Below are 21,377 nucleotides of genomic sequence, written 5' to 3' on the forward strand. Positions count from 1 at the left end.
ACTGCGCTGACGGTGAGGGCAGGGACCTCCCGGGGTGGGTGATCGCTGCGCCGGCTGAGGGGCCGGTGACCGGGAGCGCCGGCACCGGTGCGGCCCCGGTGCGGTGCGGCCCCGGTGCCCGGTGGTCGGGAGGACCTGCCGGGTTAGATTGACCTCGTGCTCTCACGTCTCACACGCCCCCAGGCCGTAGCCGTCTGCGCCGTGCCCGTCGTGGCCCTCCTGGCCACCGCCGCGTTCGCGCCGCTGCCCTTCACGGTGGCGCAGCCCGGGATGACGGCGAACGTGCTCGGGGAGAACCACGGCACCCCGGTGATCACCATCTCCGGCGCGACCACCCGCAAAACCAGCGGGCAGCTGCGGATGACCACGATCGAGGCGACCGGTCCGGACGCCCGGGTGTCCGTCGGGGACGTGTTCGACAACTGGTTCCGCACCGACCGGGCCGTCATGCCGCGCGACGCCGTCTACCCGAGCGGCGGCGACCTCAAGGAGATCGAGAAGCACAACACGGCGCAGATGCGGCAGTCCCAGGACGCCGCGACCCGGGCCGCGCTGACGTACCTCCACCTGAGCGCCGACAAGGTCAAGGTCACGCTCAGGCTCGCGGACGTGGGCGGGCCCAGCGCGGGGCTGCTGTTCACCCTGGGGATCGTCGACAAGCTGGACGGCGACGGCAGCGGCGGCGACCTGACGGGGGGCCGCACCATCGCCGGCACCGGCACGATCGACGCCGCCGGCAAGGTCGGCGCGGTCGGCGGCGTGGCCCTGAAGACGCAGGCCGCACGGCGGGACGGGGCCGGCGTCTTCCTGGTGCCGAGGGCGGAGTGCGCCGATGCCACGTCGAACCTGCCGAAGGGACTCAGACTGGTCCCGGTGACCACGCTCCAGAGCGCGGTCGACTCCCTGGTGGCCCTGGAGAAGGGCAAGGGCCCGGTCCCGAGCTGCTAGAGCGGTGCCCCACGGCCTACCTCACGGCCGTCCCGCTGTTCGGGAACCCTGCGCCGGGAACCTCTTCCCCGCGTCACGACCCCTCCCGGCCCCCGGGAACCCCTCCTGCTTCACGCACCCGCGTCGGCCTGTCACCGCCTCCCGCGATCCGACGGAGCCCTGGACGCCGGTGCCGTTCACCCGCGCTCACCCCCGGGTCGGCCGTGTCCCCTCGCTGTCCGCCGCCGCCTGCTCCACCAGCGGGATGACCCGCAGCGGAACGGGGTTCTCCATGACGATCGCCGTGGAGGCCCGGACGATGCCGTCGAAACCGACCACCCGGTCGATCACCCGCTGGAGATCGGCGTTCGAGCGGGCCACCAGACGGCACAGCATGTCCCCGCTGCCGGTGGTGGTCAGCAGCTCCAGCACCTCGGGCACGGTCGCCAAGTACGCCCGTACGTCGGCCCCTTGGCCCTGCCGGATCTGGAGCGTGGCGAACGCGGTGACCGGGTAGCCGAGCGCGGCCGGATCCACCTGCGGGCCGAACCCGCGGACGACTCCGTTCGACTGAAGCCGGTCCAGGCGTGCCTGGACGGTCCCGCGCGCCACCCCGAGCCGCCGGGACATCTCCAGCACGCCGATGCGCGGCTCCTGGGCCAGGAGCACGATGATCCGCCCGTCCAGCCGGTCGATCGCCATCCCAGCCCTCCCGAGGTGGTCATCCTGTACAGAAAGTCCGCCCTGACCCGCAGACCGCTGCACACATTGCCCAGTGAATACGCCAACTATTGCGCACCTTGCAGGGCGGCGTCACCCTTCCGCTATGACGCAGACCACACACCACACTCCCGACACCGCACGGCAGGCCGACCCCTTCCCGGTCAAGGGAATGGACGCGGTCGTCTTCGCCGTGGGCAACGCCAAGCAGGCCGCGCACTACTACTCCTCCGCATTCGGCATGAAGCTGGTCGCGTACCGCGGGCCGGAGAACGGCAGCCGCGAGACCGCCTCCTACGTGCTGGAGAACGGCTCCGCCCGCTTCGTCTTCACCTCGGTGATCAAGCCGAGCACCACCTGGGGCCACTTCCTCGCGCAGCACGTGGCCGAGCACGGCGACGGCGTCGTCGACCTCGCCATCGAGGTCCCGGACGCGCGTGCCGCGTACGCGTACGCGGTCGAGCACGGCGCCCGCTCCGTCGCCGAGCCGTACGAGGTCAAGGACGAGCACGGCACGGTCGTCCTCGCCGCGATCGGCACCTACGGCGAGACCCGCCACACCCTGGTCGAGCGCACCGGCTACGACGGCCCCTACCTGCCGGGCTACGCGGCGGCCGAGCCGATGGTCGCGGCGCCCGCCCAGCGCACCTTCCAGGCCATCGACCACTGCGTCGGCAACGTGGAACTCGGCAAGATGGACGAGTGGGTGGCGTTCTACAACAAGGTCATGGGCTTCACGAACATGAAGGAGTTCGTGGGCGACGACATCGCCACCGAGTACAGCGCGCTGATGTCGAAGGTCGTCGCGGACGGCACCCTCAAGGTCAAGTTCCCGCTCAACGAGCCCGCGATCGCCAAGAAGAAGTCCCAGATCGACGAGTACCTGGAGTTCTACGGCGGCCCCGGCGTCCAGCACATCGCGCTCAACACCAACGACATCGTGCAGACCGTCCGCACGATGCGCGAGGCCGGCGTCGAGTTCCTGGCCACCCCCGACTCGTACTACGACACCCTCGGCGAGTGGGTGGGCGACACCCGCGTCCCGATCGAGACCCTGCGCGAGCTGAAGATCCTCGCCGACCGTGACGAGGACGGCTACCTGCTGCAGATCTTCACCAAGCCCGTCCAGGACCGGCCGACCGTCTTCTTCGAACTCATCGAGCGGCACGGCTCCATGGGCTTCGGCAAGGGCAACTTCAGGGCGCTCTTCGAGGCGATCGAGCGCGAGCAGGAAAAGCGCGGCAACCTGTGACCACACCACCGGCCGGCCGGCCGGAACACCCCGGCCGGCCGGGACGAGGCAACTGACCGGCGGCCAGGGCACGGCGGCGAACCAGCGCACCGCCGGCCGGCCGGGACGGGCCGGCCGACCGGCACCCGCCGGGCCGCCCCCCCGGCCTGCACCCGCCCGGCCTGCACCCGCCTGGCCTGCACCCGCCTGGCCAGCACCCGCCTGGCCTGCACCCGCCCGACCGGCACCCGCCCGCCCGACCGGCACCCGCCCGCCCGACCGGCACCCGCCCGGCCCTGCACCCGCCCGGCCCGCTAGGACGCGTCGACGGGCAGGGGCTCGTCCGGGACCTCACCGAGCCCCTGCAGCGCCGCCCGTGCCATGGGCACCCACAGCGGCGAGAAGTACGGGTTGATCCGCAGCGCCTCCTGCAGGTGCCGCCGGGCCGGACCGGCCAGGTCCAGCTCCATCTCGATCATGCCCCGGTGGAACGCGTAGAGCGCGCTGCGCACCCCGCCGCCCTTCGTCCTGTCCGTGGCGGTCAAGGCGTAGGTCAGCGCCTCCTTGTCGTCGCCGGTGCGGTGCAGCGCCCAGCCGAGCGCGTCGGCCACCTCGATCCCGGGCTGGCGCTGCCACTCCTCCTCCAGCCGCTCCACCGCCTCCCACGGGTCCCCGTGGTCCGCCTCGAACCGCCCGATGAGCAGTTCCTCGTCGACCCCGCCCGCCACCGACTGCCGCACCCGCGTCCTCAGCTGCTCGTACTGCGCTTCGGCGGACCGGCTCTGCCCCAGCGACTCGTACAGCTCGCCCAGCTCCAGGGTGTCCTGCGGGCTCGGCTGCCGGGCGAGGGCCGTCCGGTAGGCGGCCAGCGCCTCCGACGTGTGGCCCAGCGCGGCCAGCGTCCGCCCCCGTCCGACCAGCGCCGCCCCCCGCCCCGGTTCGGCCCGCACGGCCGCCTCGAAATGCCGTAGCGCGTCCTGCAGGTCCCCGCGCTCGAAGGCCAGCTGTCCGAGCCCGGCCAGATAGGCGGCCCGCTCGGCGGGGGTCCGGGCGCCGGCCGCCGCGTCGGTCAGCTGGGCCACCGCGTCCTCCCGCCAGCCCCGGTCCCGGTACACCGCCGAGGCCCGCGCCATCACGGCGGGCCGCGCCGCCGCGCCGCTGCGCAGCTGCAGCAGCTTGTCCAGGGTCTTGCGGGCCGCCTCGTAGTCGCCGAGCCCGTCGTAGGCGTCGATCATCGGCGGGTACGCCGCCCACCGCTTGGGCGAGGCCTTCAGCGCCTGCTCGGCGTACTGCTTCGCCGTCGGGAAGTCCCGCCGCGCGAGCGCGAGCGCCGCCAGGCCGTCCAGTGCCTCGGTGTTCTGCGTGCCGCGCACCCGCAACGAGGTCTGCAGCGCCTGCTGCGCCTTCGGGTAGTCCGCCGCGTCGGCGGCCGCGCGCCCCCGCTCCACGTACGCCGAGCCCAGCGCCGCCCACGCCCGGGCATCCTGCGGCTGCGCCCGCACCCGCTGCTCCTGCTGCCCGATGAACGCCGTCAACTGGGGCAGTGCGGCCGGCACCCCGAACGTCACAGCCGCCGGTACGTGCGCCTGCGGCCCCGCGGCCGGCGGCCGGACCACCTCGGGCCGCTGCCGGTCCTGGGGCAGCAGCACCAGGACCGCGCCCGCGACGACACCCCCCGCCAGTGCGGTGACCAGCACCCGGCGCAGCCACCTCAGACCGCGGCGCGGCGTCGGCGGCCCGGTGGTCAGGGACGTACCCGGCACGCTCAGTCGGTTGTCCATGGCGCTCACTGTGCGTCAATATGACGAACAGGTCCGGGCGGCCCAAGGGACCGGCCTGCGGGGTTCACACCGATGGCCGCGAGTGCGACCCTTTGATCATGAGCCGCATCGAAGCCTCTCACGATGACACCGCGGCAACCGGCGACCTCACCGACCGGCTCCTGGCCGGCCTGCCGCCCGAGGCCGTCCTGACCGACCCCGATGTCACGGCCTCCTACGCCAACGACATGGCCAGCTTCTGCGCCGCGGGCGCCCCGGCCGTGGTCGTCCTGCCCCGCACGGTGGAAGAGGTGCAGCACGTCATGCGCACCGCCACCGAACTGCGCGTCCCGGTCGTCCCGCAGGGTGCGCGCACCGGCCTGTCCGGCGGCGCCAACGCCACCGAGGGCTGCATCGCGCTGTCCCTCACGAAGATGGACCGCATCCTCGAGATCAGCCCCGTCGACCGGATCGCCGTGGTCGAACCGGGCGTCGTCAACGCGGTGCTCTCCCGCGCGGTCGAGGAACACGGCCTGTACTACCCGCCGGACCCCTCCAGCTGGGAGATGTGCACGATCGGCGGCAACATCGGCACGGCCTCGGGCGGCCTGTGCTGCGTGAAGTACGGCGTGACCGCCGAGTACGTGCTCGGCCTGGAGGTCGTCCTCGCCGACGGCCGTCTGATGTCGACCGGCCGCCGCACGGCGAAGGGTGTCGCGGGCTACGACCTCACCCGTCTCTTCGTCGGCTCCGAGGGCTCGCTCGGCGTCGTCGTCCGGGCGGTTCTCGGCCTGCGGCCCAAGCCGCCCGCGCAGCTGGTGCTGGCCGCGGAGTTCCCCTCCGCGACGGCCGCCTGCGACGCCGTCTGCCGGATCATGGCGGGCGGTCACCTCCCCTCCCTCCTCGAACTGATGGACCGTACGACCGTCAAGGCCGTCAACGACCTCGCCCACATGGGGCTCCCGGAGACCACCGAGGCACTGCTGCTGGCCGCCTTCGACACCCACGACCCGGCCGCCGACCTCGCCGCCGTCGGCGCCCTGTGCGAGGCGGCCGGCGCCACCCAGGTCGTCCCCGCCGAGGACGCCACCGAGTCCGAGATGCTGCTGCAGGCGCGGCGGCTCTCGCTGACCGCGCTGGAGGCGGTCAAGGGCACGACGATGATCGACGACGTGTGCGTGCCCCGCTCCCGGCTGGGCGCGCTGCTGGACGGGGTGGAGCGGATCGCCGGGAAGTACGACCTGACCATCGGCGTCTGCGCGCACGCCGGCGACGGCAACACCCACCCCACCGTCTGCTTCGACGCGCTCGACCCCGAGGAGTCCCGGCGGGCCCGGGAGTCCTTCGACGAGATCATGGCCCTCGGCCTGGAGCTGGGCGGCACCATCACCGGCGAACACGGCGTCGGCGTACTGAAGAAGGAGTGGCTGGCCCGGGAGCTCGGCCCGGTCGGGGTGGAGATGCAGCGGGCCGTGAAGCAGGTCTTCGACCCGCTGGGCATCCTCAACCCGGGCAAGCTGTTCTGACACCGCACGGACCGCCGTCCGTCGCGGCGCCCCTCACCGGGCGAGCAGCTGGTCGAGCTCGTCGTCGATGCCCAGCTGCCCGCCCTCCGCTCCGGGAGGCACCACCCGCAGCGTCCGCTCCAGCCAGGCCGACACCTGCGGGACCGGCGCCTCCAGCAGGGCTTCCCCGTCGGGTGAACTGAGCGCCATCAGGACGACGCTGCGCCCGTCGGCCTTCGCCGGCCACACCCGTACGTCCCCGTGCCCGCACGGCCGGAACACCCCCTCCACCAGCAGGTCACGGGCGAACGTCCACTCGACGGGATGCTCGGAGTTGATGTGGAAGGTGACGTGGACGGCGTAGGGGTCCCCGGAGCGGTAGCCGAGCCGGGCCGGGACCGGGATGCTGCGCTCCGGCGACAGGATCAGCCTCAGCTCCAGCTCCCGCTCCACCACGGTGTGATGCATGGCCTGCGTTTCCTTTCCTCGTCGGTGGTGCCCCGGGCCGCCCGGTGGGGGCCCGCGCCAGGAGAGAGGGGGCGCGGGCCCGGCCGTTACGCGGGTTCGGAGAAGTTTTTCCCGTGGATCCGGAGATCCTGGTACGGCGTTGCCCGGAAAGGAGTGGGTACGGCGGGACTGGCGGTGGGCGATGCCCGCGTCTGATAGATGTGGAGGCTCCCATCCCACCCCCGAGCAGATACGGGACGACGGACATGAGCGCCCCAACCCCGGCCCCAGGTGACGACAGGCCCCGCGAGGGCTACTACCCGGACCCGTCCATCCCCGGATACGTCCGGTACTGGAACGGCGCCTCATGGGTGCCCGGCACCAGCCGGCCGGCGCCGAAGGACGGCGAGCCGCTCACCCCGCCGCCCGGCGTCCGCCCGGCGGCCCCGGCCGTGGAGGAGACGGGCCCCCACTTCTTCGACGAGGACCCGGCCCCGCACTCCCCGGCCGCGGGCCACGGCGCTCCGGGCAACGCCGGCTCCGGCGAGGGTTGGCCCGCCGATCCGAGGATCCCCGCGGACGGTCCGGCGCAGCCGGCCGGCCACGCCGCGCACGCCGACGGCGCGGCCTCGATCCCGCAGTCGCGGGAGGAGGTGGCCGATCCCGGCGGCACGTTCATCTTCCGGCGTCCGGTCCCCGGCCCCGCGGCCGTCCAGAACGACGGCACGATGACGTTCCGCCCGGTACCCGGGCAGGGCCGGCCGGGCGGCCAGGAGGACCCGCGGGCCCAGGGCGCCGCGGCCGGCGGCTTCGGCCCGGCCGGCGAGGGCGGCTTCGGCCCGGCGGCCCCCGACGCGGCCGGCGGGCCCGGATTCGGTGCGCAGGGGCCGGTCGGCGCGCCCCGGTCCGCCGCGGCCTCCCCGTCCGCCGGCTCGCTCCCCGGCAACCCGTCCGCCGCCTCCGGCCCCGGTTTCGGCGCCGGAAAGGCCGCCGCGGCCCGCGCCGCCCAGACACCGCAGACGGCACAGCCCGGCCAGGCGCCGCAGACGGCAGTCCCCGGTCAGTCCCCGCAGGGCGCACAGCAAGGTCGGTCACCGCAGGGGGCGCAGTCCGGACAGGCGCCGCACTCCGCACCGCCGGGGCCGGCGGCGCCGGTGCCCCAGCAGGGGCTGCCGTCCCACGGCTTCCCGGCGTCCCCGGCCCGGCAGTCGCCGGCCGCCCCCGCCGCCATGGCGCCCTCGGTGCCGCAGCAGGCCGGTGCCGGCGCCCCGCTGACCGCGGGCCCCGGTGGCGGGCAGACCTCCTGGGCGCAGCAGGTGCACCGGCTGGCCGGTGGCGCGGACGAGCAGCCCGTCGCGCCGTGGAAGCCGCCGGTGGAGGACCTCTTCCAGGCGGCCGCGCGCCGCCAGGCCGCGGCCCGGCCCGCCGGACTCGGCAGGCGGCTCGCCGCCAGGCTGATCGACACCCTGGTCATCGGCGCCGCGACGGCCGCCGCGGCCGTTCCCCTCGGTCTGCGGGCCGCCGACCACATCCAGCAGAAGATCGACGAGGCCCGGCTCTCCGGCCGTACCGTCACCGTCTGGCTGCTCGACGGCACCACCGGCACCAGCCTCGGCATCGTCCTCGCCGTCCTCCTGTTCGTGGGCGTGGTCTACGAGGTGCTGCCCACCACCCGGTGGGGCCTCACCCTGGGCAAGAAGCTGTGCCGGATCGAGGTGCGGGACATCGAGGCGCACGAGCCTCCGGCGTTCGGTGCGGCGCTGCGCCGCTGGCTGGTCTACAGCGTGCCCGGGCTGCTCGGCATCGGGATCCTGGGCGTGCTGTGGTGCCTGTTCGACCGGCCCTGGCGCCAGTGCTGGCACGACAAGGCGGCCCACACCTTCGTCGCGGGCTGACCGCGGCGCCCGTCTACTCCGTACGGCCGCCCGCCGGATGCGGAGCCTGGATCTTCGGGTTCCACTCGGGCCATGAGCAGCGAACCGCCCCCCGGCTCCGGAGAGCAGCCCCCCGAGGACGACCCGTTCAGGAAGCGGCCCCCGTCGGACGAGGGTTCGGGCTCGCCGTACGACACCCCGTACGGCGGCGCCCGGCAGCCCCCGCCTCCCGGCGGCGGACAACCCCCGCCTCCCGGCGGCGGACAACCCCCGCCTCCCGGCGCCGGGCAGCCGCCGCCGTACGGCGAAGGGGAGCGGCCCCCGTACGGCGGTGCGCAACCGCCCCCCTACGGCGGTCAGCAGCCACCTCCCTACGGCGGCGGCCCCTACGGCGGTGATCCCTACGGAGCCGGTGCGGGCGGATATCCGGCCGACCCCCTGGCCGGTATGCCCCCGCTCGCCGACAGCGGCAGGCGGACCCTCGCACGGATCATCGACATGATCATCGTCGGTATCGTCGTCTGGCTGCTCACCTGGGCGTTCGGTGTGCGCGAGTACTCCGTGGACGGGGACCGCATCGAGGTGGGCAGGTCGGTCGCGCAGTCCGTGATCGCGGCCGTCCTCTACATCGCCTACGACACCCTGATGACGAGCCGGTCGGGGCAGACCGTGGGCAAGAAGTGGCTCGGCCTGCGGGTGGCCAACCTGGACAACGGCGCCACACCGTCCGTGCAGACGTCGCTGATCCGCGCTCTGGTGCTGTGGGTGCCCTTCGCCTTCTGCTGCGCCTGCGTCTGGACGGCGATCTGCGGTGGCTGGAGCTTCTTCGACAGGCCCTACAAGCAGGGCCTGCACGACAAGGCGGCCAAGACGGTGGTGGTCGGCGTCCGTTGAACCGAAGCGGCATGGCTGCGCATACCAGAGCGGCGGGTCCCCGGTGGCGGCACGGGCCCGCCGCTCCCGTACGAACCGGCCGGGGCGTGGCGCGAGCACCGGCCAGGGGGTGCCGTGGGAGCCGCCCGCGGCGGCCCGGGCGCACCGGTCAGAGTGACGAGGTCACCCGCTCCTCCTCGGGCGCCGGCTCCACGGACTCGGCCGGCGCCGGGACCGTACGCGCCCCGGGCAGCGGCACCGTCATCGCCACGAGCAGCCCGAGGGCCAGAGCGACGAGCGCGATGACGGTGATCCCGAGGCCCGAACTCGTCTGCGACAGCAGCAGCATGGCGAGTGTGGACAGGACCACGGTGCAGGAACCGTAGGCGAGCTGTGCGGCGGTCGGACGAGGCATGGCAATCGTGTCCTCGGCAGTCTCGGGGCTTCGGGAGGGTGCCGTTCGACTCTCTTCGCGTGCATGCCCGAGTCGAACACCTGGTAAGCGTCACCTAACCCAGAGCACCGGTGCACGGGGGGCGCACAGAGTCATGGGCCGGTGGCGACGCGGGCCTCCGTGCCCGCCGAGTGGTCGCCCGTCGTCCATGCACGGGGCGCGGCACGTTCGTAAAGCGAACTTCTGCTCCGCATAGTGCACTTGTCTTGCTCAAGTCAAGGTCTGTCTTTTCTTCTTAACCTCTAGTCAAATGTCGTCACTTGATTACACGCGTTGATCGTGCGCACACGGAATCCTCCATGACCCGGAACCCCCTGTCCGTGTGTGCGGCGCGGGGGAGGAACTCAAGTGACCAGTAGATCCTGGACGTTCAGAGTGGCCGCCATCGGCGTGACGCTCGCCGCGGCCTCCGCCACGTTCGCGACGTTCGCCGTCGCCGAGGCGAGCACGACCGCCCGGCCGGCCACCGCGAACCGGCACGACCCGGCCCCGGTCAGGCAGCAGTCGCACGACCTCGACGGCCCGATGAGCAAGACCCAGAGGGCTCAGCGGCAGGAGGCCTTGAACCAGCTCATATCGGGCAAGGCGAAGGCGACGGAGCGCAACGGCTCGAAGGTCGTCCAGCTGAAGAGCAAGAAGGGCGACAGCAAGTACGTCGAGCTGAGCCGCGAGAAGACCGACAAGATCTTCACCATCCTGGTGGAGTTCGGGGACCAGACGGACCCCAAGGCGGGCGGCACCGCGGGCCCCCGGCACAACCAGATCGCCGCGCCGGACCGCACGAAGGACAACTCGACGGCCTGGCAGAAGGACTACAACCAGAAGCACTACCAGGACCTCTACTTCGGCACCGGCAAGAAGACCGAGTCGCTGAAGAAGTACTACGAGAAGCAGTCCTCGGGCCGCTACTCGGTCGACGGCGAGGTCACGGACTGGGTCAAGGTCCCCTACAACGAAGCCCGCTACGGCAACAACGCCTGCGGCCAGACCAACTGCTCCAGCGTGTGGAACGTCGTCAGCGACGGTCTGAGCGCCTGGGTGGCCCAGCAGAAGGCGGCCGGCCGGACCGACGCCGACATCCGGGCCGACCTGGCCAAGTACGACCAGTGGGACCGCTACGACTTCGACGGCGACGGCAACTTCAACGAGCCGGACGGCTACGTCGACCACTTCCAGATCGTGCACGCCGGTGAGGACGAGTCCGCGGGCGGCGGCGTCCAGGGCACCGACGCGATCTGGGCCCACCGCTGGTACGCCTTCGGCACCGACGCCGGCGCCACCGGCCCCACGGGCAACAAGCTCGGCGGCGCCCAGGTCGGCGACACCGGTGTCTGGGTCGGCGACTACACCATCCAGCCGGAGAACGGCGGCCTCGGCGTCTTCGCCCACGAGTACGGGCACGACCTCGGTCTGCCGGACGAGTACGACACCGCCGGCGGCGACAACTCGACCGGTTTCTGGACCCTGATGTCCTCCGGTTCCTGGCTGGGCACCGGCAAGGAGTCCATCGGCGACCTGCCGGGCGACATGAACGCCTGGGACAAGCTGCAACTGGGCTGGCTGACCTACGACAGCGGCAAGGCCGGTGTCTCCTCCTGGCACAAGCTGGGCCTCGCCGAGTACAACACCAAGTACCGCCAGGCGCTGGTGGTCTCGCTGCCGGACAAGGCGGTCAAGACCGAGATCGTCACCCCGGCCCAGGGCTCGGCCCAGTGGTGGAGCGGCAGCGGTGACAACCTCAAGAACACGCTGACCCGTTCGGTGGACCTCACCGGCAAGTCCTCGGCCGCGCTCAGCCTGGACGGCTGGTACGACATCGAGAACGGCTACGACTACCTCTACACCGAGGTGTCGACCGACGGCGGCGCCAACTGGACCGCCCTGGACGGCACGGTGGACGGCCAGGCCATCCCGCGCGACGGCTCCGGCAAGCCGGCCCTGACCGGCACGGTCGACGGCTACAAGAAGCTGTCGTACTCGCTGGACGCCTACGCGGGCAAGAAGATCGACCTCCGCTTCCGCTACCTGACCGACGGCGGCGTGGCGCTGAAGGGCTTCGCGGCCGACGAGATCGCGGTCACCGCGGACGGTTCCGCGGTCTTCTCGGACAACGCCGAGAGCACCGACGCCGGTTGGACCGCCACCGGCTTCTCCCGGATCGGCGCGTCCTTCACCAAGGACTACAAGCAGTACTACATCGCCGAGAACCGGCAGTACGTGTCGTACGACAGGACGCTGAAGGTCGGCCCGTACAACTTCGGTTCGGCCAAGCGCCCCGACTGGGTCGAGCACTACCCGTACCAGAACGGCCTGCTGATCTGGAAGTGGGACACCTCCCAGGCGGACAACAACACCAACAGCACCAACGGCCACCCGGGCACCGGTCAGATCCTTCCGGTCGACGCCCACTGGAAGGCGCTGAAGTACTCCGACGGCACGCTGCTGCGCAACCGCGTCCAGGCGTACGACTCGCCGTTCAGCCTCGACCGCACGGACGGCTTCACGCTGCACAAGGCGGACAAGGCGACCAAGATCAAGTCGCAGAAGGGCGTGTCGGTCTTCAACGACCACACCGGCACCTACTACGACCCGTCGAACCCGGCCGGCGGCGTCAAGGTCACTGACACCAACACGAAGATCAAGATCACCAAGCAGGCCAAGGACGGCTCGACGATCGAGCTGGAAGTCGGCCCCGCGGTGAAGTAGCGGACATTTCCGCAGGTCAGGAGCGTATCGGCGGCAGCCCCTTGGCGGGTTGCCGCCGATCGTGTTTAGGTGCGTCCTGTGACTCGCTTATTGACGCCGACCGGAACGGGGATGTGACCGCATGGCCGCAGGAGGCTTCTGCAAGCTGCCGAACGGGACGGTGGTGGTGGCGCTGAACCTGCCCAGCCCCGGCCCCGCCGGGGGCGCCGTCGGGGTGCGGGTGCTGGTGCGCGCGCAGAACCGTGCCCGGGCCCTGACCAGGCTGCGCAACCTCGGCCTGCGGGCGATCTACCTCCGCGGCAACGCCGCCCCGCCGACCCCGGACGAGATCACGGCGGTGCTGCACCACCCCGACGGCCTGATATGGCGGACGGCCCCGGACAACGGTGTCACCGTGACCGACGTGACCGAGCTGTGGCACCCGATACGAGCGCTGCTGCGCGGCTCGGCGGCCGTACGGAGCTGAAGGGGGGCCGGGGCGCCGCGGGTGCGGCGGTGCCGGGCGCGCGGTTCCCCGAGCCCCTCGGACCGGCCGTCGTGCCGCGCTTTCACGGGCGGATCCCGGGTTCAGCGAGGGCTTCGCGGGTGCCGCCGGCCGGGCGCGCGGGCCCCGCGGCTCCGGGGGTGGCTGCGCTAGCCGCCGACGACCGGCTTGCCCGTGAGGGTCACGTTCGCCTTGCGGAGGTCCTCCAGGGCTCGTTCCGTCGTCTCGGCGGCGACCCCCGCCGTCAGGTCCAGGAGCACCTGGGTGCGGAAGCCCTCGCGTGCCGCGTCCAGTGCCGTGGCCCGTACGCAGTGGTCCGTGGCGATCCCGACGACGTCGACCTCGTCGATCTCCCGTGCCCGCAGCCAGTCGGCCAGCGGCACGCCGTTCTCGTCGGCGCCCTCGAAGCCGCTGTAGGCCGCCGAGTACGCCCCCTTGTCGAACACCGCGTCGACCGCGCCGGAGGCGACGGCGGGAGCGAAGTTCGGGTGGAAGCCCACACCCTCCGTGCCCGCGACGCAGTGCGCGGGCCAGGAACGGACGTAGTCGGGGTTGTCCGCGAAGTGGCCGCCGGGCGCGATGTGGTGATCGCGCGTGGCCACCACGTGGCGGTATCCGGTGCCCGCCGCCTGGCCGATCAGCTCGGTGACGGCGGCGGCCACGTCGGCACCGCCGGCCACGGCGAGGGCGCCCCCCTCGCAGAAGTCGTTCTGCACGTCTACGACGATCAAGGCGCGGCGCATGGTGGGTGTCCTTCGACTGAGGGTTGAGTAACTGAGCCTAGAGACTCACGGGCCCTTACGGGAGGGGGCGTCGAGGGGCGGACGGCGGTCGCGCTCTAGCTACCCGAGCCCGCGGTGACGTACTCCGTCGGGATGACGGGTTCTCCCCGGGACAGCTGGGTCGCGGACAGGGGCAGCTGGGCCCGGGCGGCGATGTGGCGCTCCCGCGGCACGTCCAGCGGCTCCCGGGCGACCACCTCGCCGTTCTTCACCAGCTGCACCAGCAGCTGCCGGCCGGCCAGCTCGTCCGGGACCGGTCCGGTGCCGACGACCTCGGCCTCCGCGACCCCGTCCTCGTCCAGCCGTCGAGCCGCCCACTTGCGGCCCCCGAGCGACGTCTTGCCGCCGGTGGACTTCTTCGCGACCGGTACCAGCGGAGCCGTGGAACCGGCCGTCTCGGCCCGGGCGACCAGCTTGTAGACCATGGCGGCGGTCGGATGCCCGGAGCCGGTCACCAGCTGGGTGCCGACGCCGTACGCGTCCACGGGCGCGGCCGCCAGGGAGGCGATGGCGTACTCGTCCAGGTCCGAGGTCACGATGATCTTCGTGTTCCTCGCTCCCAGCTCGTCCAGCTGCTGCCGCACCCGGTGGGCCACCAGCAGCAGGTCGCCGGAGTCGATGCGGACCGCGCCCAGCTCGGGTCCCGCCACCTCCACCGCCGTACGGACGGCCTCGGTGACGTCGTAGGTGTCCACCAGCAGGGTGGTGTCCCGGCCGAGGGCGTCCACCTGGGCCTGGAAGGCGTCCCGCTCCCGGTCGTGGAGCAGGGTGAAGGCGTGCGCGGAGGTGCCGACGGTCGGGATGCCGTAGCGGAAGCCGGCCGCCAGGTCGGAGGTGCTGGAGAAGCCGCCGACGTAGGCGGCCCGGGCGGCCGCCACGGCGGCCAGCTCGTGGGTGCGGCGGGCGCCCATCTCGATCAGCGGGCGGCCGGCGGCGGAGGCCATGCGGGAGGCGGCGGCCGCGATCGCGGAGTCGTGGTTCAGGATGGACAGGATCACGGTCTCCAGCAGCACGCACTCGGCGAACGTGCCCTCGACCCGCATGACCGGCGAGCCCGGGAAGTACACCTCGCCCTCGGGGTAGCCCCAGATGTCGCCGCTGAAGCGGTAGCCGGCGAGCCACCGCAGGGTCGGCTCGTCGACGATCTCGTGCTCCCTCAGGAAGCCGAGGACGTTCGCGTCGAAGCGGAAGTTCTCCACCGCGTCCAGGACGCGCCCGGTGCCGGCCAGCACGCCGTAGCGGCGACCGTCCGGCAGCCGCCGGGTGAAGACCTCGAACACGCTCCGCCGCTCGGCCGTCCCGGCCTTCAGGGCGGCCTGCAGCATCGTCAGCTCGTACTGGTCCGTGAAGAGCGCCGTCGAGGGAACGTCCACCGGCAGGCCAAGGTCCGCTGTGTTCATGGCAAGGATACTAACCCCATCTCGTCAGTGTGACGATTTGTGGCGGCCGTGGCAGCATGGCTGTGTGACGTCACCCGCGCCCGTAGAGATCGAACGCACCGAGTCGGCGGAGGAGGTCTTCGCCGTACCCGAGCCCGACGTCCCCTGGGTCACGATCGTGCACAACGACCCGGTCAACCTGATGAGCTATGTGACCTACGTCTTCCAGTCGTACTTCGGCTACCCCAAGGACAAGGCCACCAAGCTCATGCTCGACGTCCACCACAAGGGCCGGGCGGTCGTCTCCAGCGGGAGCCGCGAGGAGATGGAACGCGACGTGCAGGCGATGCACGGATACGGTCTGTGGGCCACCCTCCAGCAGGACCGGAAGTAGCGACCGACTTACATGCCCGGACACTTCGAACCGCTCCCCGGCGGCGGCGCGGCCGTCGCGCTCGACGACGTCGAGATCTCCATCATCCGGTCGCTGGCCGTCCAGCTCCTGGAGCTCATCGGCCCCGGCGCCGGTGCCGACAGGCCCGACGACCCGCTCGCCGAGCTGTTCGCCGAGGGCCCGAGCGAGCCGCCCGCCGATCCCGTGCTGCGCCGGCTCTTCCCCGACGCCTACAGCGACCCGGAGAAGGTCCCGGACTCGCCGGGCGAGGCCGAGGAGCGGCGGGCGCACTCCGCCGAGTTCCGCCGCTACACCGAGAACGACCTGCGGACCGGCAAGCGGGAGAACGCCCTCGCGGTGATCCGCACGCTGGACGCGCTCGCGCCGGTGGACGAGGGCGGCGCGGTGCTCAAGCTGGCCCCGGGGGAGTCGCGGCAGTGGCTCGGTGCCCTCAACGACCTGCGGCTGGCGATCGGCGCCCGGCTGGAGATCGCCGCCGAGGACGACACCGACCTGCTCTACCGGCTGCCGGACGAGGACCCGCGCAAGCCGATGGTGATGGCCTACCTGTGGCTCGGCGGCCTCCAGGAGACGCTCGTGACGACCCTTATGCCGTGATGCGTCCGGTTTGGTGAGTCAGGGATGTCCGCTCAGAGGACGCTCAAATCCGGATAACGATCCCGTCACCGTTGCGGCCTGTTTTGCCGCATTCGAGCGCTCTTTGTCCGCTTTTACCTGTGTGATGCGTCACAGCGCTCCCCTGTGATCAGTATTGCGGCCGTGATAAATCTTCACGACCGCCCGGCCAACACCACCCATGTTCGGCCGGGTGCGCCACCGAGCCGGCGACCGCCGGCCAGGCACGAGCGGGCTCGCCGGAGCCGCTCAGCTCCATCATCCGGGGGGATCGAAACCCGATCCGAGGCCGACGAAAGGCCCGGGTCGGCATGGAGAAAGGCGCACCACACATGACCTCAGCGCAGGTCGACCAGCATCGCGACGGCAACGAGGCCGTGCGGGTCGAGGACGGCGAGGGCGGCGAGGGGTATCAGCGCGGGCTCGGCGCCCGGCAGATCCAGATGATCGCCATCGGCGGTGCCATCGGCACCGGCCTGTTCCTCGGCGCGGGCAAGGGCATCTCCAAGGCCGGACCCAGCCTGATCCTGGCGTACGCCATCGCGGGCCTGGTCATCTTCTTCATCATGCGGGCGCTCGGCGAACTGCTGATGTACCGCCCGGTCTCGGGTTCCTTCTCGGAGTACGCGCGCGAGTTCATCGGCCCCTTCGCGGGCTTCGTGACCGGGTGGACGTACTGGCTGTTCTGGGTGGTCACGGGGATCACCGAGGTGACCGCCGCGGCCGCCTACATGACGTACTGGTTCGACATCCCGCAGTGGGTCTCGGCCCTGATCTTCACGTTCGTCCTCTACGGCGCCAACCTGATCTCCGTGAAGCTCTTCGGTGAGCTGGAGTTCTGGTTCTCCATGGTCAAGGTCACCGCGATCATCGGCATGATCCTGATCTGCGCCGGCATCCTGACGATCGGCTTCTCCGACGCCGGCGACACCGCCTCCGTGACCCACCTGTGGAGCGACGGCGGATTCTTCCCGCACGGTGTCGGCAACACGCTGATGACCCTGCAGATGGTCATGTTCGCCTTCCTCGCCGTCGAGCTGGTCGGTGTGACCGCGGGTGAGTCCAAGGACCCCAAGACCGTCCTGCCCAAGGCGATCAACACCGTGCCGTGGCGCATCGCCGTCTTCTACGTCGGCGCGCTGATCATGATCCTGTCGGTCGTGCCGTGGACCAACTTCCACCCGGGCGTGAGCCCCTTCGTGGCCGCGTTCCAGAAGATGGGCCTGGCCGCGGGCGCGGGCATCGTCAACTTCGTCGTCCTCACGGCCGCGCTGTCCTCCTGCAACTCCGGCATGTACTCCACCGGCCGCATGCTGCGTGACCTCGCGCTCAACAGCCAGGGCCCCAAGTTCTTCACCAAGCTGACGCGCAGTGGTACCCCGCTCGTCGGCACGACGGTCTCCGCGGCGCTCATGCTGGTCGGCGTCTGGATCAACTACCAGTGGCCGGGCAAGGCCTTCGACTACGTGGTGTCCTTCGCGACCATCTCCGGCATGTGGGCCTGGATCGTCATCCTGGTCTGCCAGATCCGCTACCGGGCCAAGGCCGACCGGGGCGAGCTGCCGCAGAGCGGGTTCCGCGCTCCGGGTGCTCCGTACACCAGCCTGTTCGCGCTCGCCTTCATCCTCATGGTGATCGTGCTCATGGGCATCGACAAGGACGCCCGCGTCTCGCTGTACTGCGCGCCGCTGTGGGCCGTGATCCTCGGCGTCGCCTACTGGGTGCTCAAGCGCCGCGACCCGGAGGCCGCCGCCTTCCGCAAGCGCTGACGACACGGCCGTACGGACGCGCGGACGCGACAGCCGTACGGCCCGGCGGGACTCCCTCCCCGGACGTCCGGCCGCCGGGGGCACTCGTGGCGCCCCCGGCCGCCGCCGCTCAGGACGTCCACCATGCGGGCCGTCCCGTACCGACCCTCGGTACGGACGGCCCGCCTGCTTATCCTGACCCCCATGCTGACCATCACCCAGGCCCTCGTCGACCAGATCGTCGCCCACGCGCGCAAGGACCACCCCGACGAGGCGTGCGGCGTCGTCGCCGGCCCGGCCGGCTCGGACCGCCCCGAGCGCTTCGTCCCGATGCTGAACGCCGCCATGTCGCCCACGTTCTACGAGTTCGACTCGGGGGACCTGCTCAGGCTCTACCGCGAGATGGACGACCGCGACGAGGAGCCCGTGGTCGTCTACCACTCCCACACGGCGACCGAGGCCTACCCGTCGCGCACGGACATCTCCTACGCCAACGAACCCGGTGCCCACTACGTCCTGGTCTCCACGGCGGACGCCGACGGCCTCGGCGAGTTCCAGTTCCGCTCCTTCCGGATCCTGGAGGGCGTGGTCACGGAGGAGGACGTCAGTATCGTGGCCGGCTACTGACCCCACGTCTCACCATGCGGCTCGCTTTCGTCCGCCATCTGGAATCACACTCCGGGAGCGGCACCGGGAATCGATACGATGAGCCCATGGTTCTGAACGACGTGTGCGACAAGGCGCCGGGCATGCTGCTCGTGGCGCGGCTGCACGTCGACCTGTGCAGGCTGAAGAGCGCCATCTGTTGACGTCCCCAGCCGCCGTCCGGCCGTGGGCCGCGGCGCTCCCTCGGTGCCACCGGCCCGGGGGCACCCCAGGCACGCACATCGAATCGACGAACCCTTCCGACAGGAGCCCTGAGCCATGGCCATCGAGGTCCGCATCCCCACCATCCTTCGCACCTACACCGACGGTCAGAAGGCGGTCGAAGGCACCGGGGCCACCCTCGCCGAGCTGCTCGCCGACCTCGAGACCCGGCACGCGGGCATCCAGGCCCGCATCGTGGACGGCGAGCAGCTGCGCCGCTTCGTCAACGTCTACCTGAACGACGAGGACGTCCGCTTCCTGGACGGCATCAACACCAAGCTGTCCGACGGCGACAACGTGACCATCCTGCCGGCCGTCGCCGGCGGTATGCGCTGATCGGCCGCTGAGCAGCGATGCGCTACGACTCCCCGCTGGCCGCGGTGGGCAACACCCCCTTGGTGCGCCTGCCGCGGCTGTCGCCGTCCGCCGACGTCCGGATCTGGGCGAAGCTGGAGGACCGCAACCCCACGGGTTCGGTCAAGGACCGTCCCGCCCTGCACATGATCGAGCAGGCGGAGAAGGACGGCCGGCTGACCCCGGGCTGCACGATCCTGGAGCCCACCTCCGGCAACACCGGCATCTCCCTCGCCATGGCGGCCAAGCTCAAGGGCTACCGCATGGTGTGCGTGATGCCGGAGAACACCTCGCAGGAGCGCCGTGACCTGCTCGGCATGTGGGGCGCCGAGATCATCTCCTCCCCGGCCGCGGGCGGCTCCAACACCGCCGTACGCGTGGCCAAGGAACTGTCCGCCGAGCACCCCGACTGGGTGATGCTCTACCAGTACGGCAACCCGGACAACGCGGGCGCCCACTACGCCACGACCGGGCCGGAGATCCTCGCCGACCTGCCCTCCGTCACCCACTTCGTCGCGGGCCTCGGCACCACCGGCACCCTCATGGGCGTCGGCCGCTTCCTGCGCGAGCACAAGCCGGACATCCGGATCGTCGCCGCCGAACCGCGCTACGACGACCTGGTCTACGGCCTGCGCAACCTCGACGAGGGCTTCGTCCCCGAGCTGTACGACGCCTCCGTCCTCACCACCCGCTTCTCCGTCGGCTCGGCCGACGCGGTCACCCGCACCCGTGAACTCCTGCAGCAGGAGGGCATCTTCGCGGGGGTGTCCACCGGCGCCGCCCTGCACGCGGCGATCGGCGTCGGCAGGAAGGCGGTCACGGCGGGCGAGAGCGCCGACATCGTCTTCGTCGTGGCCGACGGCGGCTGGAAGTACCTGTCCACCGGCGTCTACACGGCGGCCACCACCGAGGAGGCCATCCAGACGCTGCAGGGCCAGCTCTGGGCCTAGGCCGTCCGGGCAGGGGCGCGCACCCGCCCTCCCCGCAGACCGGCTTCGCCGTGCCGGCACCGCCCTGACGACCGGCCGGGCAGCACCCCGTGATCCCGCACGCCGGACGCCGCGCGTGCGGGATCCGCGCGTGTGTGGATCCGTTCCCGCCGGTGGTACGTCACATCTGCACCAGGCGGCCGGCCGGCCGGGCCGAGTCGGAAGGACGGAAAGGCGGATCCACCCATGCGCCGTACGACCCTCGTCGCCCTCGCGGCCACGACGCTGCTCCTCGCCGGCTGCGGCTCCCAGAACGGCGAGGACGGCGCCGGCAAGGACACCGGCGGCAACGGCAAGGTCTCACCGGCGCCGGCCACGCGGTCGCCGGAGCCGACCGCCGGACGGTGCGAGGACCACGTGGAACTGAAGGCGGGGGACGACGGCCGCACCGTCTGCGTGACCACCGGCGGCGAGGTCCGGCTGACCCTGGACGGCACCAGGTCCCGCCCGTGGAAGCCGGTCACCGCGAGCGGCGACGGGCTGAAGGGCATCAACGCGGGCTTCGTCATCCAGCCGGGTGACGCCACGGCCGCCTATCAGGCGGTGGCCGCCGGAACCGTCCGGCTGTCGTCGTCCCGCCCCCTGTGCGCCGAGCCCACCGCCCCCGGCCAGGTCTCCTGCAAGGGCATCCAGGAGTGGACGGTCACCGTGCGGGTGCGCTAGGGGTCTGCCCTCCGGCGCGATCACGCGAGGTGCCGGACGGGCCTAGCCGGCGAGGTGCCGTACCTGGTCCCACAGGACCGGGTCGACCACGCCCACCCGGCGCCGGAAGTCCCGCACCGGGACCTCGCGCAGCTCGCCGGTCTGCACGAAGCTGGGGCGGCCCCGGGCGTCGCCGACCGCGCCGGGCGGCAGCGGGATGACCCCGGAGCGCTCGTCGTGGTACTTGCTGGTGATCTTCGCGACCGTGGCCCGGTCCCCGCGCACGGCCAGCACCAGACAGGGCCGGTCCTTCGCCTCGGGCCGGTCCTCGTAGGGGACGTCGGCCCACCAGATGTCGCCCGGGGCCGGCCGTGCGGCGTGCGCGGCACGCGTGCCCGCGCGGCCCGGTGGCCGCAGCCGGCGTCCGCCGGGCCGGCGGCCCCGCCCCCAGCCGTCGATCAGCGTGGCGACGAGCGCGAGCAGTACCACCGCGGCGAGCGCCAGCCACCAGGACGTGTCCATACGACGACGTTACCGGCGCGCGCCGGGCGCCGCGCGCCCTCTCGCGATTCGAATACGCCCTAGGTCCAGCCGAACCGGTGACA

General features: G+C 71.9%; 22 protein-coding genes. 15 read left to right on the forward strand and 7 right to left on the reverse strand.

The features are described 5' to 3' along the window. The first annotated feature begins 156 nt into the window (after positions 1-156). A complete protein-coding gene (locus ABVB68_RS19870) occupies positions 157-948 on the forward strand; it encodes a S16 family serine protease (protein ID WP_353602403.1) in 792 nt (263 codons plus the stop codon). A 186-nt stretch (positions 949-1,134) separates the two neighbouring features. Here the strand turns inward: ABVB68_RS19870 and ABVB68_RS19875 are convergent, their stop codons facing one another. Further along, the gene (locus ABVB68_RS19875) at positions 1,135-1,629 is read right to left on the reverse strand and encodes an Lrp/AsnC family transcriptional regulator (RefSeq protein ID WP_353602404.1); all 495 of its coding nucleotides are present in this window, start codon (positions 1,627-1,629) and stop codon (positions 1,135-1,137) included. A gap of 124 nt (positions 1,630-1,753) precedes the next feature. Between ABVB68_RS19875 and hppD the strand changes: the two genes are divergently transcribed. Further along, positions 1,754-2,899, forward strand: coding sequence for a 4-hydroxyphenylpyruvate dioxygenase (hppD, locus tag ABVB68_RS19880; protein WP_353602405.1), 1,146 nt, complete (start codon positions 1,754-1,756; stop codon positions 2,897-2,899). A gap of 293 nt (positions 2,900-3,192) precedes the next feature. On the opposite strand, the gene ABVB68_RS19885 is transcribed toward hppD, so the two are convergent. Beyond that, positions 3,193-4,659, reverse strand: coding sequence for a tetratricopeptide repeat protein (locus ABVB68_RS19885; protein WP_353602406.1), 1,467 nt, complete (start codon positions 4,657-4,659; stop codon positions 3,193-3,195). Between the two features lie 92 nt (positions 4,660-4,751). On the opposite strand from ABVB68_RS19885, the gene ABVB68_RS19890 reads away from it, so the two are divergent. Continuing rightward, a complete protein-coding gene (locus ABVB68_RS19890; RefSeq protein ID WP_353602440.1) occupies positions 4,752-6,164 on the forward strand; it encodes an FAD-binding oxidoreductase in 1,413 nt (470 codons plus the stop codon). A gap of 33 nt (positions 6,165-6,197) precedes the next feature. Here the strand turns inward: ABVB68_RS19890 and ABVB68_RS19895 are convergent, their stop codons facing one another. Then, positions 6,198-6,611 (reverse strand): SsgA family sporulation/cell division regulator, encoded by a 414-nt coding sequence (locus ABVB68_RS19895; protein WP_353602407.1) that lies wholly within the window; start codon positions 6,609-6,611, stop codon positions 6,198-6,200. A 245-nt stretch (positions 6,612-6,856) separates the two neighbouring features. Here ABVB68_RS19895 and ABVB68_RS19900 point away from each other — a divergent pair, with 245 nt between their 5' ends. Both ABVB68_RS19900 and ABVB68_RS19905 read left to right on the forward strand, forming a co-directional pair. Then, entirely contained in the window at positions 6,857-8,485 is a 1,629-nt protein-coding gene (locus ABVB68_RS19900; RefSeq protein WP_353602408.1) for an RDD family protein, read from the forward strand. 72 nt (positions 8,486-8,557) lie between these two features. After that, positions 8,558-9,358 carry an RDD family protein gene (locus tag ABVB68_RS19905; RefSeq protein WP_353602409.1) on the forward strand — a complete coding sequence of 267 codons (801 nt, stop codon included), beginning with the start codon at positions 8,558-8,560 and terminating at the stop codon, positions 9,356-9,358. Positions 9,359-9,506: 148 nt separating this feature from the next. On the opposite strand, the gene ABVB68_RS19910 is transcribed toward ABVB68_RS19905, so the two are convergent. Further along, entirely contained in the window at positions 9,507-9,752 is a 246-nt protein-coding gene (locus tag ABVB68_RS19910) for a hypothetical protein (RefSeq protein ID WP_353602410.1), read from the reverse strand. 387 nt (positions 9,753-10,139) lie between these two features. Between ABVB68_RS19910 and ABVB68_RS19915 the strand changes: the two genes are divergently transcribed. Continuing rightward, on the forward strand, positions 10,140-12,497 hold the full coding sequence (locus ABVB68_RS19915; RefSeq protein ID WP_353602411.1) for an immune inhibitor A domain-containing protein: 2,358 nt from the start codon (positions 10,140-10,142) through the stop codon (positions 12,495-12,497). Positions 12,498-12,618: 121 nt separating this feature from the next. Beyond that, positions 12,619-12,963 carry a hypothetical protein gene (locus ABVB68_RS19920; RefSeq protein ID WP_353602412.1) on the forward strand — a complete coding sequence of 115 codons (345 nt, stop codon included), beginning with the start codon at positions 12,619-12,621 and terminating at the stop codon, positions 12,961-12,963. A 167-nt stretch (positions 12,964-13,130) separates the two neighbouring features. Here the strand turns inward: ABVB68_RS19920 and ABVB68_RS19925 are convergent, their stop codons facing one another. Together ABVB68_RS19925 and ABVB68_RS19930 are read right to left on the reverse strand one after the other, a co-directional pair. Beyond that, a complete protein-coding gene (locus ABVB68_RS19925) occupies positions 13,131-13,724 on the reverse strand; it encodes an isochorismatase family protein (RefSeq protein ID WP_353602413.1) in 594 nt (197 codons plus the stop codon). 95 nt (positions 13,725-13,819) lie between these two features. Beyond that, positions 13,820-15,163: a nicotinate phosphoribosyltransferase gene (locus ABVB68_RS19930; RefSeq protein ID WP_353602414.1), complete on the reverse strand. Its 1,344-nt coding sequence runs from the start codon at positions 15,161-15,163 to the stop codon at positions 13,820-13,822. Here ABVB68_RS19930 and clpS point away from each other — a divergent pair. The 8 genes from clpS (at position 15,162) to ABVB68_RS19970 (ending at position 20,793) form a co-directional block, all read left to right on the forward strand. Then, positions 15,162-15,536, forward strand: a complete 375-nt coding sequence (gene clpS, locus ABVB68_RS19935; RefSeq protein WP_503006193.1) for an ATP-dependent Clp protease adapter ClpS — start codon at positions 15,162-15,164, stop codon at positions 15,534-15,536. The two genes, ABVB68_RS19930 and clpS, sit on opposite strands and share 2 nt — an antisense overlap. 12 nt (positions 15,537-15,548) lie before the next feature. Then, positions 15,549-16,154, forward strand: a complete 606-nt coding sequence (locus tag ABVB68_RS19940; protein WP_353602416.1) for a DUF2017 domain-containing protein — start codon at positions 15,549-15,551, stop codon at positions 16,152-16,154. Positions 16,155-16,504: 350 nt separating this feature from the next. Then, entirely contained in the window at positions 16,505-17,941 is a 1,437-nt protein-coding gene (locus tag ABVB68_RS19945; protein ID WP_353602417.1) for an amino acid permease, read from the forward strand. A gap of 183 nt (positions 17,942-18,124) precedes the next feature. Then, a complete protein-coding gene (locus ABVB68_RS19950; RefSeq protein WP_353602418.1) occupies positions 18,125-18,547 on the forward strand; it encodes a M67 family metallopeptidase in 423 nt (140 codons plus the stop codon). Positions 18,548-18,633: 86 nt separating this feature from the next. Continuing rightward, complete coding sequence (locus ABVB68_RS19955) at positions 18,634-18,729, forward strand: putative leader peptide (RefSeq protein ID WP_353602419.1); 96 nt, start codon at positions 18,634-18,636, stop codon at positions 18,727-18,729. Between the two features lie 115 nt (positions 18,730-18,844). Beyond that, positions 18,845-19,123, forward strand: coding sequence for a MoaD/ThiS family protein (locus ABVB68_RS19960; protein WP_353602420.1), 279 nt, complete (start codon positions 18,845-18,847; stop codon positions 19,121-19,123). A gap of 17 nt (positions 19,124-19,140) precedes the next feature. Beyond that, positions 19,141-20,091: a PLP-dependent cysteine synthase family protein gene (locus ABVB68_RS19965; RefSeq protein ID WP_353602421.1), complete on the forward strand. Its 951-nt coding sequence runs from the start codon at positions 19,141-19,143 to the stop codon at positions 20,089-20,091. Between the two features lie 225 nt (positions 20,092-20,316). Continuing rightward, positions 20,317-20,793 carry a hypothetical protein gene (locus ABVB68_RS19970; RefSeq protein WP_353602422.1) on the forward strand — a complete coding sequence of 159 codons (477 nt, stop codon included), beginning with the start codon at positions 20,317-20,319 and terminating at the stop codon, positions 20,791-20,793. Between the two features lie 42 nt (positions 20,794-20,835). Here the strand turns inward: ABVB68_RS19970 and ABVB68_RS19975 are convergent, their stop codons facing one another. Next, positions 20,836-21,294: a type II toxin-antitoxin system PemK/MazF family toxin gene (locus tag ABVB68_RS19975; RefSeq protein ID WP_353602423.1), complete on the reverse strand. Its 459-nt coding sequence runs from the start codon at positions 21,292-21,294 to the stop codon at positions 20,836-20,838. Between the last annotated feature and the right edge of the window lie 83 nt (positions 21,295-21,377).

It is taken from the genome of Streptomyces sp. NPDC096012 (assembly GCF_040426375.1).
In the GTDB taxonomy this organism is placed as follows: domain Bacteria; phylum Actinomycetota; class Actinomycetes; order Streptomycetales; family Streptomycetaceae; genus Streptomyces.

What these genes read in the sequence shown, in the direction of transcription:
- clpS (WP_503006193.1), top strand. Translation starts at nt 15,162, where the DNA reads ATGGCAAGGATACTAACCCCATCTCGTCAGTGTGACGATTTGTGGCGG.
- ABVB68_RS19945 (WP_353602417.1), top strand. Translation starts at nt 16,505, where the DNA reads ATGACCTCAGCGCAGGTCGACCAGCATCGCGACGGCAACGAGGCCGTG.
- ABVB68_RS19875 (WP_353602404.1), bottom strand. Translation starts at nt 1,629, where the DNA reads ATGGCGATCGACCGGCTGGACGGGCGGATCATCGTGCTCCTGGCCCAG.
- ABVB68_RS19940 (WP_353602416.1), top strand. Translation starts at nt 15,549, where the DNA reads ATGCCCGGACACTTCGAACCGCTCCCCGGCGGCGGCGCGGCCGTCGCG.
- ABVB68_RS19960 (WP_353602420.1), top strand. Translation starts at nt 18,845, where the DNA reads ATGGCCATCGAGGTCCGCATCCCCACCATCCTTCGCACCTACACCGAC.
- ABVB68_RS19920 (WP_353602412.1), top strand. Translation starts at nt 12,619, where the DNA reads ATGGCCGCAGGAGGCTTCTGCAAGCTGCCGAACGGGACGGTGGTGGTG.
- hppD (WP_353602405.1), top strand. Translation starts at nt 1,754, where the DNA reads ATGACGCAGACCACACACCACACTCCCGACACCGCACGGCAGGCCGAC.
- ABVB68_RS19975 (WP_353602423.1), bottom strand. Translation starts at nt 21,294, where the DNA reads ATGGACACGTCCTGGTGGCTGGCGCTCGCCGCGGTGGTACTGCTCGCG.
- ABVB68_RS19925 (WP_353602413.1), bottom strand. Translation starts at nt 13,724, where the DNA reads ATGCGCCGCGCCTTGATCGTCGTAGACGTGCAGAACGACTTCTGCGAG.
- ABVB68_RS19910 (WP_353602410.1), bottom strand. Translation starts at nt 9,752, where the DNA reads ATGCCTCGTCCGACCGCCGCACAGCTCGCCTACGGTTCCTGCACCGTG.
- ABVB68_RS19885 (WP_353602406.1), bottom strand. Translation starts at nt 4,659, where the DNA reads ATGGACAACCGACTGAGCGTGCCGGGTACGTCCCTGACCACCGGGCCG.
- ABVB68_RS19955 (WP_353602419.1), top strand. Translation starts at nt 18,634, where the DNA reads ATGGTTCTGAACGACGTGTGCGACAAGGCGCCGGGCATGCTGCTCGTG.
- ABVB68_RS19965 (WP_353602421.1), top strand. Translation starts at nt 19,141, where the DNA reads ATGCGCTACGACTCCCCGCTGGCCGCGGTGGGCAACACCCCCTTGGTG.
- ABVB68_RS19950 (WP_353602418.1), top strand. Translation starts at nt 18,125, where the DNA reads ATGCTGACCATCACCCAGGCCCTCGTCGACCAGATCGTCGCCCACGCG.
- ABVB68_RS19905 (WP_353602409.1), top strand. Translation starts at nt 8,558, where the DNA reads ATGAGCAGCGAACCGCCCCCCGGCTCCGGAGAGCAGCCCCCCGAGGAC.
- ABVB68_RS19895 (WP_353602407.1), bottom strand. Translation starts at nt 6,611, where the DNA reads ATGCATCACACCGTGGTGGAGCGGGAGCTGGAGCTGAGGCTGATCCTG.
- ABVB68_RS19970 (WP_353602422.1), top strand. Translation starts at nt 20,317, where the DNA reads ATGCGCCGTACGACCCTCGTCGCCCTCGCGGCCACGACGCTGCTCCTC.
- ABVB68_RS19930 (WP_353602414.1), bottom strand. Translation starts at nt 15,163, where the DNA reads ATGAACACAGCGGACCTTGGCCTGCCGGTGGACGTTCCCTCGACGGCG.
- ABVB68_RS19900 (WP_353602408.1), top strand. Translation starts at nt 6,857, where the DNA reads ATGAGCGCCCCAACCCCGGCCCCAGGTGACGACAGGCCCCGCGAGGGC.